This is a genomic window from Arthrobacter sp. D1-29, from assembly GCF_054130585.1.
On the sequence record NZ_CP096383.1, the window covers coordinates 3992699 to 4007937 of the forward strand.

Here is a 15239-nt window from a genome sequence, read left to right on the forward strand (position 1 = left end):
CCGAGTAGCCGGTACCTGCTTTTCGGCACCGGCAGCACTTGCCGGACGGCGCTAGCGGTACCCGTCCACCATCGCGGCGGCGATTTCCTTGTAGGCACGCCGGGTTTCAGGCTTGAGGACATCCAGGGTGACCAGGTCGCCGTCGGCCACGCCGCGGTCGTGCGGGACGGCGATGAGCTGGCGGCAGATGCCGGCGAGGTGTTCCTCGATGGCGTCCTTGTCCACCCGGGAGGAGACTTCGTCCTTGTCCGTGATGACCACAATGGCGTTCCGGGCCAGGTCCTCGTAGCCGTGGCTCGCCAGCCAGTGCAGGGTGCTGCGGGCACGCTTGGCGCCGCTCACCGCATACCCGGCGGCGATGATCAGGTTGTCAGCGGACTGCAGGATGCCGCTCATGGCGTTGTGTGTCACGCCGGTGCCGCAGTCGGTCAGGGCGATGGAGTAGTAGCTGGAGATGAGCTTGCGGATCCGCAGGTACTCGGCGGCCGTGAGCGAGTCCGAGACCTCCGGGTCCTGCTCCCCCGCGATCAGGTGCAGCCGGCCGGCGTGGTGCATGTAGCGGGACAGCGCGGTGAGCGAATCCACGGAGTCGATGTTCTTGAGCAGGTCCGTGATGGTGCGCGGGCTGGCCTGCTGGTAAATGCCCTCGCCCAGGGCGCGCTCCACCAGGTCGCCGGAGTCCGGGTTGGCATCGATGGCGCAGGGCGGATCGCCGCGGAATTCGGCCAGGGTCAGGCCCACGCCCACCGTGGTGGAGGTCTTGCCGATGCCGCCCTTCAGGCTCAGGACCGCCGTGTTGAAGCTGCCCTGCAGCTGGCGCGCGATCCGGAGGCGCAGCTCGTCCTCCGCGCGCTGCTTGGCGCCGGGTCCGAGGTTCCAGGCCCCACCGGTCAGCGAGTACATGGCGCCGCGGAATCCGCCCACCGGCCGGGGCTTCTGCTCACGGACAAACAGGCCCGGCGAGCTGGTGAAGTCCGGCATCGGGGTGTCGGCAATAACGTCCGCGGTGCTGGGCCGCTTGCTTCGGCGCACCGGTTCGGTACTGGTAGAAGCGTCCGACGACGGCGGCACGGCGTCCGCAGCGCTGTCGGCGGAGGTGGAGGTGCTGGTGTCCTGGTCACCAGCCGCCGGACCGGCAGCTGCCGGCGTCTCAAAGCCGGGACCGGCAAAAGCCGCCGCTTCAGACGCAGGTGCATCGGGCCCTGTTGCTTCAGACCCCGGTGCATTAAAAGCGGGCAGGCCGGCTTCCGGCTGGCGGCCGGCAGGCGCGAAGGATGCCGGCTGCCGGCTGGGGGCGGGGACGTGACCCGTGGTTTTTGCTGCGTCCGCAGCGGCGGCGGCCTCAGCCCAGGAGCTTCGGCGGATAGGCGGCTGGCCTGCTTCTGACGGGCTGGAGGGGTTGGGTGTGATGGCTGGCATGGTTCCTGTCCGGGCGTCTGTCAGGTCGCCGTCGGCGCGACGGAGGTCGCGGCGTCGGCGCAACTGCGGCTGCCCTTTATCTGCATCAGGTGCGAGGGCGCGAGCGTTTTGATCCGCCGGATCAGGCATGTCTGTCCCCCCAGGACTTTTGGCATAAGGTTCTGCTGAACTTTACTGTCTGGTTCAAACAGTAAGTCTAGGTGCTCAGGCAGAATCCGGAGGTCAGACCCGCGAAAGGGCAAGCGCCACCACGGCGGAGGTGGCCACCAGGAGGAGCGCAAGGACCGCGTAGGCCTGCCATTTGGGGCGGCCCTTGTGAGGGTTGATGTCTACGTATGGCATGGCTAGCGGCTTCCCTCCCGGATGGCGGCAACCCGCACGGCGCGGCGCTTGAGTCTTAGCACCTGGTACATCACCAGAAAGGGAATCAACAGCGTGCCCAGCAGCGCGCACAGCGCCAGGGCAAAGTCGGCGAGAGCCACAACGAACCTCCGTTGGTTAGCAGGATCCCCCATGTCGGATCAGCCAACACGTTATCCAGCCAACACTGTTGTGACAAATCCGTAAAAGGGCAGCAGGGCAAACGCTTTCCTCGCGCTCCGCCCCTATCCAGCAGGATTGACGTGATTCCGCCGGAATTCGGCGTGTCAGGCAACCGCTAGCACAAGGGGGTCCGCGGAGCGAGTCAAGCGGTGTGTGACTGAAGCAGCCAGGCCTCGATGGCATCCGCCGCGGCGGACGCTCCGCCGGCAGCGGCGTAGCCTTCAGCCACCCGCGTGGCCCCGGCCCGCCTGGCCATGGCGTCCTTCACAGCCCGCCGAAGCCGCTCCGGCGAGAGCTTCCTGCGCGGGAGCCGGATCCCTGACCCGCTGACCTCCACCCGCCTGGCCACCTCCAGCTGGTCCCGGCCAAAAGGCACCACGCACACCGGCACGCCGTGCGCCAGCGCCTTCTGGGTGGAGCCCATGCCGCCGTGGGTGACCGCAACGGCTGCACGGTCAAGGATGGCGTTATGGGGAACAAAGTCCACAACGGTCGCATTGGCCGGCACGTCCAGCCCGTCAGGGATGCCCGCAGGCATGGTGGCAACAACGTGCACCGGCTCGTCCCGGAACGCGCCCAGGGCAGTCCGGACCAGCACGCCGTCGTCCTGGAACTCTGAGGACGTGGTGACAAGGACTATTGGCTTGCCGATGGCGTTCAGCCATTCCGGGATGTCCTGCGGAGGCTCCCACGTGGAGGCGCCCACCATCAGGACCTCCTGCCCCCAGTCCGTGACGGCGTACTCGAACGGCTTGGCGGTGGTGACAAGCATCAACGGGGCCTTGCGGAGGAACTCATCGGCCGATGCCACTGGCGGAAGCCCCAGCTGTTCCCGCAAGGCGTTGAGCCGCGGCAGCAGGGACTGCTCCACCGCTCCGATGACGGCCCTGCCCACCAGGGCATCCCGGGCCCGCCCCAGGAAGCCGCTCATGGGCGGCAGTCCAGGACCGAACGGCGGCGTACCCGGAGAGTTGAGCGCGGGAGTGTAGGGCGAGAAGGACACCCAGGGGCCGCCCCAGGCCTCCGCCGCGAAGCCGGCGCCCCAGGTATTGATGTCCACGATGGCAGCGTCCGGGTGGATCCCGTCAATTGCCGTCCGGAAGTCCGGAGCGTCATACGTGCCGCGGGCGGCGAAAACGGCTGCCCCGGATTCCAAGGCACGCTTGGGCCCCCGAGCCAAATAGTCGTCCATGGCGACGGATTCGATGCGTGGGTCGATGGGCTCTGCCGCTAGTCCGAGGCTCCGCATCAGCCCCACGTGACTGGCAAGGGTGCGCACGTGCACGTCATGGCCGCGGCGGCGCAGCTCCAGCAGCAGGGGCGTCATGGGAAGGAGATGCCCCAGCGCGGGCGAAGTGTAGGCGAGGATGGTGGACATCAGGTCACGTCCTTGGTGAAGGGGGCAAGCATCTCCGCGAGGGCCTGCTCAGTTTGACGGCGGGTGAGTGCGCTGTCGCGGCGCAGCAGCTTCCAGGTGTAGACATCACAGATGGTTACCAGCTGGGCAAGCCGCCGCTTACGGACGGCCGCCGGCTGGTCAGGGAGGAACGGGGCGAAGGCGTGCTCGCACCACTGCCGGTGCAGGAGGCGGCCCTGGTCGGCAAGCACCTTGATCGCCGGAATGCGGCCCTCTTCTGCAAGCATCCGCAGCACACGGTCGCCCATGAGCTCGTAGTGCTCCATCAGGTTGGCCACCGCGCCCGGGACATCCCCCGGCACCACCCGTGAGCGGGCCTGCACCACCCGCTCCGACTGGCGTTCCGCGGCCGCGGCGAACAGCTTGTCCTTGTTTCCGAAGCGGCGGATGACGGTCTGGACGGTGACGCCGGACCTTGCGGCCACTTCATCGAGGCGGATCTGATCGGATGGCTGCTCCCAGAAGAGCTCCGTCACGGCGTCGAGAATTGCTTCAGCCGTGGCCGCGGCAGCATCGGAACGGGCTGCCATCCGGTAAGGCCGCTTGGCCTCTTCCGCCAATTTCATGTTAACTACGTTAACTCTAAATCTGCCGGCGTCAAGAGGGTCCCCAGTGCACACGCCACGCTTGATCGCTCTCGTTGCGGACCGCTGTCTGAACCCTCGCTACCCATCAACTTGCGGGGTGGAGCGAGTTGGCCCAGCCATTCCAGTACGTTGCGGTTTGGCTCTCCTGGCGAACCACGCGGTCAGGCGCATCGCCCTTAGCGGGCCAGAAGCAGAGCTGATAGGTGTCGACCGGCTCCTCTGTTTCAACGATTGTGTCGACTGCGCGGGCAGAGTCCATTCCCCTTGCCGCGTACCGGACGCGGTAGGTGCCAGGAGCCAGGTCTATTGGATACAAGACCTGGCCTCCCCACTCCTCTAGGAAGGGACGGTGAACCACTGTGAATGAGACTTCGACGATGTCCTCCCATGCCCGATCCAGTGGCGGTTCTGCATCGGAGAACCCGACGCTGAAATTGACATGGCCGGTGTGCAGACCCGTGATGAGAAATAGGAGGTTGGGGCTGGAAGCACCGCACAGGCCGTTGGACTGACCTCGAAAAGATGCCTCTAAGTCAGAGTCGAAGACGGGCCCGGACACGACATAGGCCTGGCCGTAGTGCACCCACAATCGACCATTGAAGAGGGTCTTCATGGCAACACTCTAGACGGCTGGCGTTTTCCGATTTGACCGGGCTACGGGATGGGTGGCAACGGTGGGGGGTACGTCTGCTCGATTCCACGACGTCAAACACGCACTGAGTCCCTAGGCGGACCGAATGGTTCTGAAAGCTTAGTGCTCCCGGCGGGTCTCCTGCAGCCGCTTGATGAACCAGCGGGACTGCTCGGGGCCGTAAGGCAGCACGGGGATGGCCTTGGTGGCGTCCGTCGGGGTATCGCGGATGGACTGCCTGGCCTGGCGGACGGCGGTGGTCATGGTGTCCGCCATGGTCTTCACGAACTGATCGCTGCAGGGTTTGCCGTGGCCCGGGATCAGGAACTCGTAGCGGTGGCGCAGTGCGGAAATGTGCCGCAGGGCGTCGGCCCATTCCTCCGGGTAGGAATCTTCAAAGGACGGGTGTGCGCCCTGTTCCACGAGGTCGCCCACGTAGAGGGTGGTGGAGGTGCCCACCAGGAGGTCGCCGTCGGTATGGCCGCGGCCCAGGTAGAACAGGGTGGCGGTCAGCCCGCCGAGGTCCACCAGCACGGGCTGGTCCTTCACGATGGCGTTGGGCACCACCAGTTCAACATTGTCACCTTCGCCGGTGGACATTTCCGGCTCCAGGGTGCCAACAAAACGGCGCTGCAGGTCCCCGCGCTCGTCGATTTCGGCGGCGCAGTTTTCATGGGCCCAGAATTCGTCAGTGCCGTCCTCCGCGAAGACTGCGTTGCCGAAGAAGTGATCGTAGTGGGCGTGGGTGTTGACCACCACCAGCGGCAGCTGGGTCTTCTCGCGCACTGCGTCCAGGATCTCGCGTCCCTGCCGCGGACCGCAGCCCGTATCGATCACCATGGCCCGCTCGGAGCCGACAATCAGGCCGGTGTTCAGGAGTGAACCTTCGGTGACGAGCACATAGTTGTCCGCGCCCACTTCGAGCCATTCTGACATTGTTTCTCCATACCTCCGGCAAGCATTTGGGTTCTTCTGGCCTCGAGTCTACCCACCGGGCCTTGGAGTTTCCGGGACGCGGAACGGCCTGGGAGCACCTCCGGGAGCGCAGGGTGGCCCACAGGTTAATCTTTCCGAAACGTTCCGTTAGGTACTATCGGTCCATGGGGACTAAACAACACAAAGCCTTTTGCGCTGCCTGCGGCAGGACCACAAACCACGTGACCGTCTATCGAAAGGCCGACGACGGCGGCCAGCTGGTTGCGAGCGTCTCCTGTGTTGAACACCCGGATGTGCCAGCGTAAAACAGATGGGCACAGCTCCCCATCGCTCGGCGTTCCGCTGATACGGCATGATGGTACCTGCACTTTCGCGCCGAATATTGGGGGATCCATTGAGCAACAACCAGCAGCCCGGTTGGCCGCACCAGCCCAACCAACAGCAGCCTAGTTCGCAGCAGCCACATCAACAGCAACCACAGCCTGAGCACGGCCGGGAATACCCGGCTGTCCTGCAGGCGCCGGGCCAGGACGGGCAGCAGACCCAGCAGTTCCCGCCCTACAACCCGCAGCAGCCGGGCCAGGAGGGGCAGCAGACCCAGCAGTTTCCGCCCTACAACCCGCAGCCGGGCCAGGACGGGCAGTACAGCCAGCAGCCACAGCCTGAGTACGGCGGCGATTACCCGACTGTCCGCCGTTACCCTAGCCAGGACGGACAGCAGACCGGGCAGTACCCGCCCTACAACGTGCAGCAGCCAGGCCAGGCAGGGCAGCCGTTTTATGGAGATCCCGCGCAGCAGTACCCCGCACAGCAAAACGGTGCCCCTTACGGGCAGCCGGGCTCCCCGATGTATCCGCAGCCTGCACAGAAAAGCGGCATGCCGGTGTGGGGCTGGGTCGCCAGTGGCGCCGGCGCCTTGGCTGTAATCGCAGTGGCAGGCGTGATGGTGTTCAACGGCCTCGCCGGCGGCAAGCAGCAGCCTGTAGTGGCTGACCCGACCGCCAGTGAGTCGGCAGCACCGGAGGAATCAGCGGCACCGGTGGAAACGGAGGCGGCGGAGATCGTTTCCCTCTATGACGAAACAGACTTTGCCAGCGCACCGGTGTGGTCGGTCCAGGCACCAGAGGGCTGGACCATGGAGCAAGTCCGCGAGGGCACCATGGAGTACACAAACGCGGACCTGCAGTGCGTTTTTACCACCCATCAGGCCATCCTCCCTCCCATCAGCGAAACCGAGGAATTGGGCGCCACTAAACTGGCCATGGCGGCTGAGATCGATGCTGTGAAAAAGTCCGTTGAGAGTTCCGTAGAGGTCGTGGAAGAAGACGGTTCCGCCTACATCAAGCTGCGGGATGACAGTACGGAAATCGAACTTCAGAAAGCGGAGCTCCGCTTCAAGAACAAGAACAACTCCGATGTGGTCTACCTGATGGCCGTGCGCGCCACCCCATCCAGTGACGGGCTGATGGAAGTGGGCCTCGCCTGCCCCGGCGGAATGACCGGAGCGTCTTCGCTCTGGTACGAACTCGTTGAGCGGGTAACCATGACGGACGCGCCGTAGGCGGGAATTCTGGTTCTCCCATCTTTCCCGGCGTCGTTAGATGATTGCCACGAAAGCGAACTTCCTAGGGATGTTCGTGACGCTTGCAATCCTTGCAGAAAAGTGTTTCTGTCAACTCGCCGCAGCACTGGCAGCGATGTTCAAGTGCCTGAGGTTCCACGAAGTATATGGTCATGCTTCATGTTCAATCCTTCAGTCCCTTGAAGGTAACCGTAGCCACTACTCACATTTCCCACGACCACTACTTGGACGTATCGACCCTAAGGCCAGCTGGGTCGAGATCAAGTACGCAGGGCCCTTGCATCATTTGCGGTTCTGCGGGCTATTCTACGGTGACGCTCTTGGCCAAGTTACGAGGCTGGTCCACGTCGTAGCCCTTGGCCGAGGCGAGTTCCAGGGCGAAGATCTGCAGCGGCACGGTGGCCAGCAGCGGTGCGAGCAGCGTGGGCGTGTCCGGAATGTAGAAGACGTGCTCGGCATAGGCCTTAACCGCTTCGTCCCCCTCTTCCGCAATGACGATGGTCTTGGCACCGCGGGCGCGGACTTCCTGGATGTTGGAGACCACCTTGGCGTGCAGGGAATCGCGGCCGCGCGGGGAGGGGACCACCACGAACACGGGCTGGCCTTCCTCGATCAGCGCAATGGGTCCGTGCTTCAGCTCGCCGGCCGCAAATCCTTCGGCATGGATGTAAGCGAGCTCCTTGAGCTTCAAAGCTCCTTCCATGGCTACCGGGAAGCCAACGTGGCGGCCCAGGAATAGCACCGACTTGGCATCGGCCATGGACTTACCCAATTCCTTGATCGGGCCGGCGTTATCCAGGATGGTTTGGATCTTGGCCGGGATCTTGCCCAGGTCTGCCAGGATGTCCTTGATTTCCCCTTGGAACAGGTTGCCGCGCAGCTGGGCAAGGTACAACCCGAGCAGGTACGCAGCAGTAATTTGCGCCAAGAACGCCTTCGTGGACGCGACCGCGATCTCCGGACCGGCGTGGGTGTACAGCACGGCGTCCGATTCACGCGGAATGGTAGAGCCGTTGGTGTTGCAGATGGAGAGGGTCTTGGCGCCCTGTTCCTTCGCGTAGCGGACGGCCATCAGAGTGTCCATGGTCTCCCCGGACTGGGAGATGGAAACCACCAGGGTGTGGGCGTCCACGATCGGGTCCCGGTAACGGAACTCGTGGGAGAGCTCTACCTCAGTGGCGATCCGGCACCAGCGTTCGATGGCGTACTTAGCCACCTGGCCAGCGTACGCTGACGTGCCGCAGGCCAGCACAATGATTTTGTTGACGTTCTTGAGCTCTGCGGGGTCGATCCGGAGCTCGTCCAGGGTCAGCTTTCCGTTGATATCCGAGCGCCCCAGCAGTGTCTGCCCCACGGCATCGGGCTGGTCATGGATTTCCTTCTCCATGAAAGAGCCATAGCCACCCTTTTCTGCCGATTCCGGATCCCAGTCAACGAAGTATTCCTTGCCTTTGGCGGGGGCACCGTAGAAGTCAGTGATGTCCACCTCGTCTGCCGTGATGGTGACAATCTGGTCCTGGCCCAGCTCCACGGCCCGGCGGGTGTAGTCAATGAAGCCGGAAACGTCCGAGCCCAGGAAGTTTTCTCCCTCACCCAAGCCAACCACCAGGGGCGAGTTGCGGCGGGCGGCAACCACCACGTCGGGCTGGTCGGCATGCACGGCCAGCAGGGTAAAGGCGCCCTCAAGGCGTTGGCAGGCCAGCTGCATGGCTTTCGTCAGGCCCCCGTCGCTCACGGCTCCGTTGAGCTTGGTGCGGAAAATATCGCCCAGCAGCGCCGCAGCGACCTCGGTGTCCGTCTCGGAACCGAACGTGACGCCACTGGCTAGCAGCTCGTTCTTGAGCTCGGCGAAGTTCTCAATGATGCCGTTGTGGATCAGGGCCAGCTTGCCGCCGTCGGACAGATGGGGGTGCGCGTTCTCGTCCGTGGGTCCGCCGTGCGTTGCCCAGCGAGTGTGGCCTATGCCGGTGGAGGTCTCAGGCAGCGGGCGCTCTTGCAGTTCCGTGAGCAGGTTGCTGAGCTTGCCCGACTTCTTCCGGGAGGAAATCATCCCATCCGAGATCACCGCAACACCCGCGGAGTCATAGCCCCGGTACTCCAGGCGGCGCAATCCTTCAAAGACCACTTCCAGCGCATCATGACCGGCATTCCCGCGGCCGTTCGAATGGCCCACATATCCCACGATTCCACACATAGGGACAAACAATACATCTTGTTCGGCGGTGTACTAATTCCGACGGCTAGGACGGAACAAGGAAGGAATTAGTAACAGGAGTCGTCGATTTGTAGTTCGAATACGGAACCCGGTATTCGATACGTTTCAGAACCTTGACATGCTGCGCAGACTCCCACGAACTGATGGGGACAGTCCACTGGACCATCGCCTTCCCCACGAGGCAATGAAACTTTCACGTCATCTGTATATCAGCATGGGAGCGTTCGAGCGAGTATTTGGCAAGGCGAATCAGGGGAATCAAAACTCCGCAATCACAGGCCCCGGGTTCTCCATAGCATCAGCAACAAACCGAAGGAACCCAGCCGCCGTTCCACCGTCACAAACCCGGTGATCGAACGTGAGCGTCAGCTCAGTAACCTTGCGGACGGCCAAGGAACCGTCCACCACCCACGGCTTATCAATAATTCTGCCAACGCCGAGTATGGCCACTTCCGGATAATTGATGATGGCTGCCGACCCATCCACCCCAAAGACACCGTAGTTATTGAGGGTGAACGTCCCGCTGCCAAGTTCGGCCGGAGATGCTTTACCCTCACGGGCCACAATCGTGAGCCGGCGGATCTCCCCATCCAGCTCCCGGGCGCTCAGCTTCTCCGCTGACCGGATGGACGGCACCACCAGCCCGCGGTCCGTTTGAGCGGCAAAGCCAAGGTTGATGCCCTCGAAGGCAACGATCTCCTGTGTACCGTCTGAAGCTGTTTCGATCCTGGTGTTCAGTTCCGGATACTTCTTCAGTCCCGCGGTCACAAAGCGGGCAATAAAGGCAAGCAAGCCTGGGGCGGGACCAGCGTCCTTTTTCAGGCCCGCCCGGAGCTCCACAAGAGCAGTGGCATCAACGTCCACCCACACTGTGGCTTCCGGGATTTCCGCGCGGCTGCGGGCCATGTTCGCAGCAACGGCTTTGCGCACACCCTTAACTGGTGTGCGGGAAGCGATGCCCAAGCCGGTCCGGGAATCGGTTGAGCCCTGTGCCGCTGGAGTTGGAGGCTGGCTGTCCTGTTCCGTCACATTCGGGGCCGAGATCGCGGCCTCAACGTCACGCCGCATGATCAGGCCGCTTTCGCCGGATCCATGGATCTCGCCGAGGTCAACGCCATGCTCCCGGGCCATCCGGCGCACCAGCGGTGAAATGACGGCACCCAACTTGCCCGGGACCCGTGTCAGCATCAGCAGAAGCTCGTCAGCAGCCTTTTCAGCATCGGAGACGGAACTGCCCGGCGAAGCGCCCACCGAGACACCGGCACCCGTCGATCCGCTGTCATGCCTTCGGGCTCTGGTTCGACGCACAGACCCGCTGCCGCCCCGAGTGCCGTAACCGATCAGCACGTTCCCAGAGCCGGCTTTCTCCTCTTCGCGGTATATGTCGGCTGCCACTTCGACAGGCTCAACCACAGGAGCCCCGGCGGGAGCCACCGAGATCAGCGGCTTCCCAACCTCAAGCGTCTGGCCCTGCTCGCCGTGCAGCTCGGTCACTGTCCCCGCATAAGGCGACGGCACCTCCACCATCGACTTCGCCGTCTCCACCTCGGCGATCGGCTGATCCACTCGGATCTGATCACCCACAGAAACCAGCCAGTTAACCAGTTCGGCTTCTGTCAGCCCTTCGCCGAGGTCCGGAAGAAGGAATACTTTTGTCTCAGTCATGGTCAGTCTTCCCACTGGAGGTCGTCTACGGCGTCAAGGATGCGGTCCACGCCGGGGAGGTAGTAGTGCTCAAGCTTCGGCGCCGGGTACGGGACGTCGAAACCCGTCACGCGGTGGATCGGCGCTGCAAGGTAGTGGAAGCATCGTTCCTGCACCCTGGCCACGATCTCGGAGGAGACGGATGCAAAGCCATGCGCTTCCGCGATCACTACAGCCCGGCCAGTCTTACGGACGGAGGCACATACGGTTTCATCGTCGAAGGGGACGATTGAGCGCACGTCGATGACTTCCAACGACCGCCCTTCCTCAGCGGCCGCCGCGGCCGCCGCCAGCGCTGTCGGCACCGACGGTCCGTAGGCAATCAATGTTGCATCAGTGCCAGGACGGGCGACGGCGGCACGGCCTTCCGAGGACTTGCCACCCTTTGTATTTGCCGAGTGCTGCTCCCGCAGCGTCTCCAGGTCCACCATGTCCTTGGACCAGTAGAGCTTCTTCGGCTCCATAAACATGATGGGGTCATCGGAGTCGATGGCCTCGCGCAGCATTACATAGGCGTCGGCAACGCTGGCAGGAGTGAATACCTTCAGGCCGGCGGTGTGGGCGTAGTACGACTCAGAGGAATCGCAGTGGTGCTCCACTCCCCCGATCCCGCCTGCGTAGGGAACGCGTATGACAATGGGCAGCTTGATGGCCCCCTTGGTTCGGTTGTGCATCTTGGCCACATGGCTGACTATCTGCTCAAACGCCGGATACGCAAAGGCATCAAACTGCATTTCAATCACGGGGCGCATGCCGTTTATGGCCATGCCCACTGCCATGCCGACAATGCCGGACTCCGCGAGAGGAGTGTCGAAGCAGCGCTTTTCGCCGAAAGTCTTGGTGAGTCCGTCTGTGATGCGGAAGACCCCTCCCAGCATGCCCACATCTTCACCGAAGACCAGGACGGACGGATCGTCATGCATTGCGTCTGCCAAGGCTGTGTTGAGGGCTTTGGCCATGGTGACGGACTGCGGACCGGCCGCTTCGGCGGTGGCTGCAGCGGACGCGGCGGCCCTGGCAGTTGCCGCGCTGACATTGCCGTTCGCCTCGGATGAGGTGGTGACTGTGGGGCTCACTTTGCGTCCTCCTCGAAGGTTGCTTCGCGGGCGAGTTCGTCGGCGAGCATGGCGGACTGTTCTTTCAGCTGCGGGGTGGGGACTTCAAAGACATAGCGGAAGAGTTCCTGTGGGTCCACGGGAACTTCTTCGCTGAGGCCGTCCCGCAGCTGGGTGGCCACAGCCTCCGCCTTGGCTGCGATCCGGGTTTCAGCGGCACCGTCCAGCAGCCCCTTGTCCGTAAGGTATGTCTTCATCCGGCTCACCGGGTCCTTGGCCTGCCACTCAGCCACCTCGCTGTCCTGGCGGTAGCGTGTGGCATCGTCGGCATTGGTGTGGGCCTGCATGCGGTAGGTGTTCGCTTCAACGAGCAATGGGCCGGAGCCCTCCCTGGCCAGTTTGACGGCGCGGTCCAGGACGGCAAGGAGTGCCACGACGTCGTTCCCGTCCACGCGTTCTCCGGCCATCCCGTAGCCCACTGCCTTGTGTGCGAGCGACGGCGCCACAGACTGATGTGCCAGCGGCACCGAAATGGCGTATTTGTTGTTCTGGACGAAAAAGATCACTGGCAGGTGGAAGACAGCAGCGAAGTTCAGCGCCTCATGGAAGTCGCCTTCGCTGGTGGCCCCGTCGCCGCACATGGCCAGGACCACGATGTTCTCGCCGCGGAGCTTTGCAGCGTGGGCCACGCCGACGGCATGCAGCAGCTGGGTGGTCAGAGGAGTGCATTGGGGACCAACCTTGTGCTTCAGCGGGTTGAAGCCACTGTGCCAGTCGCCGCGGAAAAGGGTCATGGCCTGGACCGGATCCACTCCGCGTGCCATCACGGCGACCGAGTCCCGATAAGTGGGGAACATCCAGTCGCCCTCTGAGAGGCAAAGGGCAGCAGCCACCTGGCAGGCTTCCTGTCCGTGGCTTGAGGGATAAACCGCCATACGGCCCTGCCGGACGAGAGAAGAGTTCTGATCGTTGACGCGGCGTCCGATCACGAGCTGCTCGTAGGCGGCCATCAGCTCCTCATCACCGGGCAGCGGATACTCGTGGCCGGGTTCTGTGCCTTGTTCATCCTCTGCTTTGAGCCGGCCATTCTGGTCCACCATCTGGATCTGATGGCGGGCCGGCAGCATGTAATCTTCAGCGGTAATCCCAAATTTGCGTACGGCTTCGGCAACCGGGTCCGCGCTCAGGGGCTGCCCCTGGTCGTGCGCCGTGTGGTCTGCGGAGATCGTCATCGGTCCGTCCTTCTGTAGCCACTATTCACTCCCAGTATCGACCCGCAGCAAGTTTCGTATCCAGTCCTTAGCAAAAACGTGGAGGAGTACGATCGATGGACCTATTCTTGGAGACGAAACGTCAACGTGACCTGCATTACGGCTAGGAGCTGTGGACAAATTGGCAAGACCCGAGGCTGAGGGCGACCCGGCGCCGCTGGATGATGTGGACCGGAAAATCATTGCCGAGCTCACCCGTGATGGCCGAATGTCCGTCACCCAGGTGGCAGAGAATGTCCACATCTCGCGGGCGCACGCTTACACACGGATAGCGAGGCTGACAGGGGACGGAGTGCTGACCAAGTTCACTGCCTTGGTTGACCCCATCAAGGCCGGGCTCAAGTCCTCTGCCTACGTGACGCTAAAGGTCAGCCAGCATTCATGGCGCGAACTGCGCGAACAGCTACGCAACATCCCTGAGGTGCATCACATTGCCCTGGTGGGCGGCGACTTTGATGTCATCCTGCTGGTCCGCGCCATCGACAACATCGACCTGCGTCGGGTCATCTTTGACCAGCTTCAGTCCATGCCTGGGGTACTTGATACACAGACGTTTCTGGTGTTTGAGGATGTGGATACACGCTAGGTCCGCCGGAAAACCGCAGCCGTCTAAGCCGTACTCAGTCCGGTTCCAACTGCTGTGCCGCTTCGGCGCGGGACGGACGACGGCGGGCTCGAACCTTCTGGATGCCTAGGGCGTGTCTCCTTATTGTCATAGCCAGATGACGACGGCATAGAGGCCGACACCGGCTTGGTAGGTCAGTGCGAGTTTGTCGTAGCGGGTGGCGATGGCACGCCATTGTTTGAAGCGGCTGGTGGATCTCTCCACCGTGTTGCGGCCTTTGTAGGTCTCGGCGTCGAAGTTCACGGGGCGTCCGCCGCGTGAACCACGGCCGTTACGGTGCCCGATCTGGTCGGAGGGCTCCTCGACGACGGCTTAGAAGCCCCGGCCGCGCAGCAGTTGCCGGTTCGCGCTGGACGAGTAGGCCTTGTCACCATAACCGCGTCCGGCCCGTCCATAACGATCGGAAACATGGGCGAATCTCCGCCCTGCCCGGGGCCAAGATCATCGCCCAGCGGTCGGACTTTACGGTCGCAGGCGTGATGATTCTTGGTGCACAGACCGCTTCTGGAGCGGTCCACGGTATGGTACGAGGGCTCAGCAAACAGTTTCTTGAAATCCGTGAGTTCTCCCTGTTGTGCGGGGAAGGTTTATCCCGTGCTTGTTAGCTTTGTTGCTAGTCGAGTCCACCGAAACTGCCCAATCGATCAGCCCGGCGTCCGATTCGGCCAGAAGCCTTCGGTGGCTCTGGTCCCGCGTCCCCTCGGACGCGTAACGGCGGTGCCGCTTCCAGACTGTCTGCCACGGACCGAACTCGCGGGAGGGTTCCGCCAGGCAATGCCGCACCGGGGTACCAGTAAACGATGGCTTCAACGACCTGGCGGTGGCCCCCGTACGGGCGTCCACGCCGCCCGTCGGTACTCGGCAGCAAGGTATCGATCCGGCACCACACAGAATCCCGATCCCGGCGAAGAGGCCTCATCACGAATCTCTGCCATCGGTTCGACAGGTTCTTTCGACCGACCTCTATGCGCTTATTGGAACGCCAACGAACACAGTTGGGCGTATTCCCTTTTTCAGGAACTGAGGGTCGGTGGTTCTCGGGAAACCGAGAACCACCCACCCCCAGCTTTAAGTCCCAAGCCACAGTGCGGAAAACCAGGCCTTTGGTATTCATTAGGGCTATGGGGAGACATTTGCCTAGACCCTGGCAGTCCATCCTCTCCCTTACCCTCCCCCAGACGATGCCCCACATCTTTCTGGTGCTCCTTGCCATAGCCGCCGCTGACTCAATGGCAGTGCTATCCCATCTGAAGG

At 63.0% G+C, this 15239-nt stretch carries 12 protein-coding genes and 1 pseudogene; 2 read left to right on the top strand and 11 right to left on the bottom strand.

What is annotated here, in order from left to right; all coding sequences use genetic code 11:
- Window positions 1-51: 51 nt before the first annotated feature.
- The 6 genes from M1E17_RS18080 to M1E17_RS18105 all read right to left on the bottom strand — a co-directional run bounded on the left by M1E17_RS18080 (window position 52) and on the right by M1E17_RS18105 (window position 5533).
- Window positions 52-1548 carry a MinD/ParA family ATP-binding protein gene (locus M1E17_RS18080; RefSeq protein WP_457963310.1) on the bottom strand — a complete coding sequence of 499 codons (1497 nt, stop codon included), beginning with the start codon at window positions 1546-1548 and terminating at the stop codon, window positions 52-54.
- Between the two features lie 215 nt (window positions 1549-1763).
- Window positions 1764-1934, bottom strand: a complete 171-nt coding sequence (locus tag M1E17_RS18085) for a hypothetical protein (protein ID WP_457963311.1) — start codon at window positions 1932-1934, stop codon at window positions 1764-1766.
- 170 nt (window positions 1935-2104) lie between these two features.
- The gene (locus M1E17_RS18090; RefSeq protein ID WP_457963312.1) at window positions 2105-3340 is read right to left on the bottom strand and encodes a glycosyltransferase; all 1236 of its coding nucleotides are present in this window, start codon (window positions 3338-3340) and stop codon (window positions 2105-2107) included.
- Complete coding sequence (locus M1E17_RS18095) at window positions 3340-3945, bottom strand: TetR/AcrR family transcriptional regulator (RefSeq protein WP_457963313.1); 606 nt, start codon at window positions 3943-3945, stop codon at window positions 3340-3342. The genes M1E17_RS18090 and M1E17_RS18095 overlap by 1 nt, the downstream gene beginning before the upstream one ends.
- Before the next feature lie 106 nt (window positions 3946-4051).
- On the bottom strand, window positions 4052-4579 hold the full coding sequence (locus tag M1E17_RS18100) for a hypothetical protein (protein ID WP_457963314.1): 528 nt from the start codon (window positions 4577-4579) through the stop codon (window positions 4052-4054).
- A gap of 138 nt (window positions 4580-4717) precedes the next feature.
- Window positions 4718-5533 carry an MBL fold metallo-hydrolase gene (locus M1E17_RS18105; RefSeq protein ID WP_457963315.1) on the bottom strand — a complete coding sequence of 272 codons (816 nt, stop codon included), beginning with the start codon at window positions 5531-5533 and terminating at the stop codon, window positions 4718-4720.
- 394 nt (window positions 5534-5927) lie between these two features.
- On the opposite strand from M1E17_RS18105, the gene M1E17_RS18110 reads away from it, so the two are divergent.
- Window positions 5928-7094 carry a hypothetical protein gene (locus tag M1E17_RS18110; protein WP_457963316.1) on the top strand — a complete coding sequence of 389 codons (1167 nt, stop codon included), beginning with the start codon at window positions 5928-5930 and terminating at the stop codon, window positions 7092-7094.
- 322 nt (window positions 7095-7416) lie between these two features.
- Here the strand turns inward: M1E17_RS18110 and glmS are convergent, their stop codons facing one another.
- The 4 genes from glmS to pdhA all read right to left on the bottom strand — a co-directional run bounded on the left by glmS (window position 7417) and on the right by pdhA (window position 13321).
- Window positions 7417-9309, bottom strand: a complete 1893-nt coding sequence (gene glmS, locus M1E17_RS18115; protein ID WP_457967823.1) for a glutamine--fructose-6-phosphate transaminase (isomerizing) — start codon at window positions 9307-9309, stop codon at window positions 7417-7419.
- A 279-nt stretch (window positions 9310-9588) separates the two neighbouring features.
- Entirely contained in the window at window positions 9589-10995 is a 1407-nt protein-coding gene (locus M1E17_RS18120; protein WP_457963317.1) for a dihydrolipoamide acetyltransferase family protein, read from the bottom strand.
- Between the two features lie 2 nt (window positions 10996-10997).
- Window positions 10998-12110 (bottom strand): alpha-ketoacid dehydrogenase subunit beta, encoded by a 1113-nt coding sequence (locus tag M1E17_RS18125; protein WP_457963318.1) that lies wholly within the window; start codon window positions 12108-12110, stop codon window positions 10998-11000.
- Window positions 12107-13321 (bottom strand): pyruvate dehydrogenase (acetyl-transferring) E1 component subunit alpha, encoded by a 1215-nt coding sequence (gene pdhA / locus M1E17_RS18130; RefSeq protein ID WP_457963319.1) that lies wholly within the window; start codon window positions 13319-13321, stop codon window positions 12107-12109. Before pdhA ends, M1E17_RS18125 begins: the two co-directional genes overlap by 4 nt.
- Window positions 13322-13481: 160 nt before the next feature.
- Between pdhA and M1E17_RS18135 the strand changes: the two genes are divergently transcribed.
- A complete protein-coding gene (locus M1E17_RS18135) occupies window positions 13482-13946 on the top strand; it encodes an Lrp/AsnC family transcriptional regulator (RefSeq protein WP_457967825.1) in 465 nt (154 codons plus the stop codon).
- A gap of 126 nt (window positions 13947-14072) precedes the next feature.
- On the opposite strand, the pseudogene M1E17_RS18140 reads toward M1E17_RS18135, so the two are convergent.
- A pseudogene (locus M1E17_RS18140) lies at window positions 14073-14904 on the bottom strand (IS5 family transposase).
- Window positions 14905-15239 lie beyond the last annotated feature (335 nt).

What these genes read in the sequence shown, in the direction of transcription:
- M1E17_RS18105 (WP_457963315.1), bottom strand. Translation starts at nt 5,533, where the DNA reads ATGTCAGAATGGCTCGAAGTGGGCGCGGACAACTATGTGCTCGTCACC.
- M1E17_RS18120 (WP_457963317.1), bottom strand. Translation starts at nt 10,995, where the DNA reads ATGACTGAGACAAAAGTATTCCTTCTTCCGGACCTCGGCGAAGGGCTG.
- M1E17_RS18090 (WP_457963312.1), bottom strand. Translation starts at nt 3,340, where the DNA reads ATGTCCACCATCCTCGCCTACACTTCGCCCGCGCTGGGGCATCTCCTT.
- M1E17_RS18085 (WP_457963311.1), bottom strand. Translation starts at nt 1,934, where the DNA reads ATGGGGGATCCTGCTAACCAACGGAGGTTCGTTGTGGCTCTCGCCGAC.
- M1E17_RS18100 (WP_457963314.1), bottom strand. Translation starts at nt 4,579, where the DNA reads ATGAAGACCCTCTTCAATGGTCGATTGTGGGTGCACTACGGCCAGGCC.
- glmS (WP_457967823.1), bottom strand. Translation starts at nt 9,309, where the DNA reads ATGTGTGGAATCGTGGGATATGTGGGCCATTCGAACGGCCGCGGGAAT.
- pdhA (WP_457963319.1), bottom strand. Translation starts at nt 13,321, where the DNA reads ATGACGATCTCCGCAGACCACACGGCGCACGACCAGGGGCAGCCCCTG.
- M1E17_RS18095 (WP_457963313.1), bottom strand. Translation starts at nt 3,945, where the DNA reads ATGAAATTGGCGGAAGAGGCCAAGCGGCCTTACCGGATGGCAGCCCGT.
- M1E17_RS18080 (WP_457963310.1), bottom strand. Translation starts at nt 1,548, where the DNA reads ATGCCTGATCCGGCGGATCAAAACGCTCGCGCCCTCGCACCTGATGCA.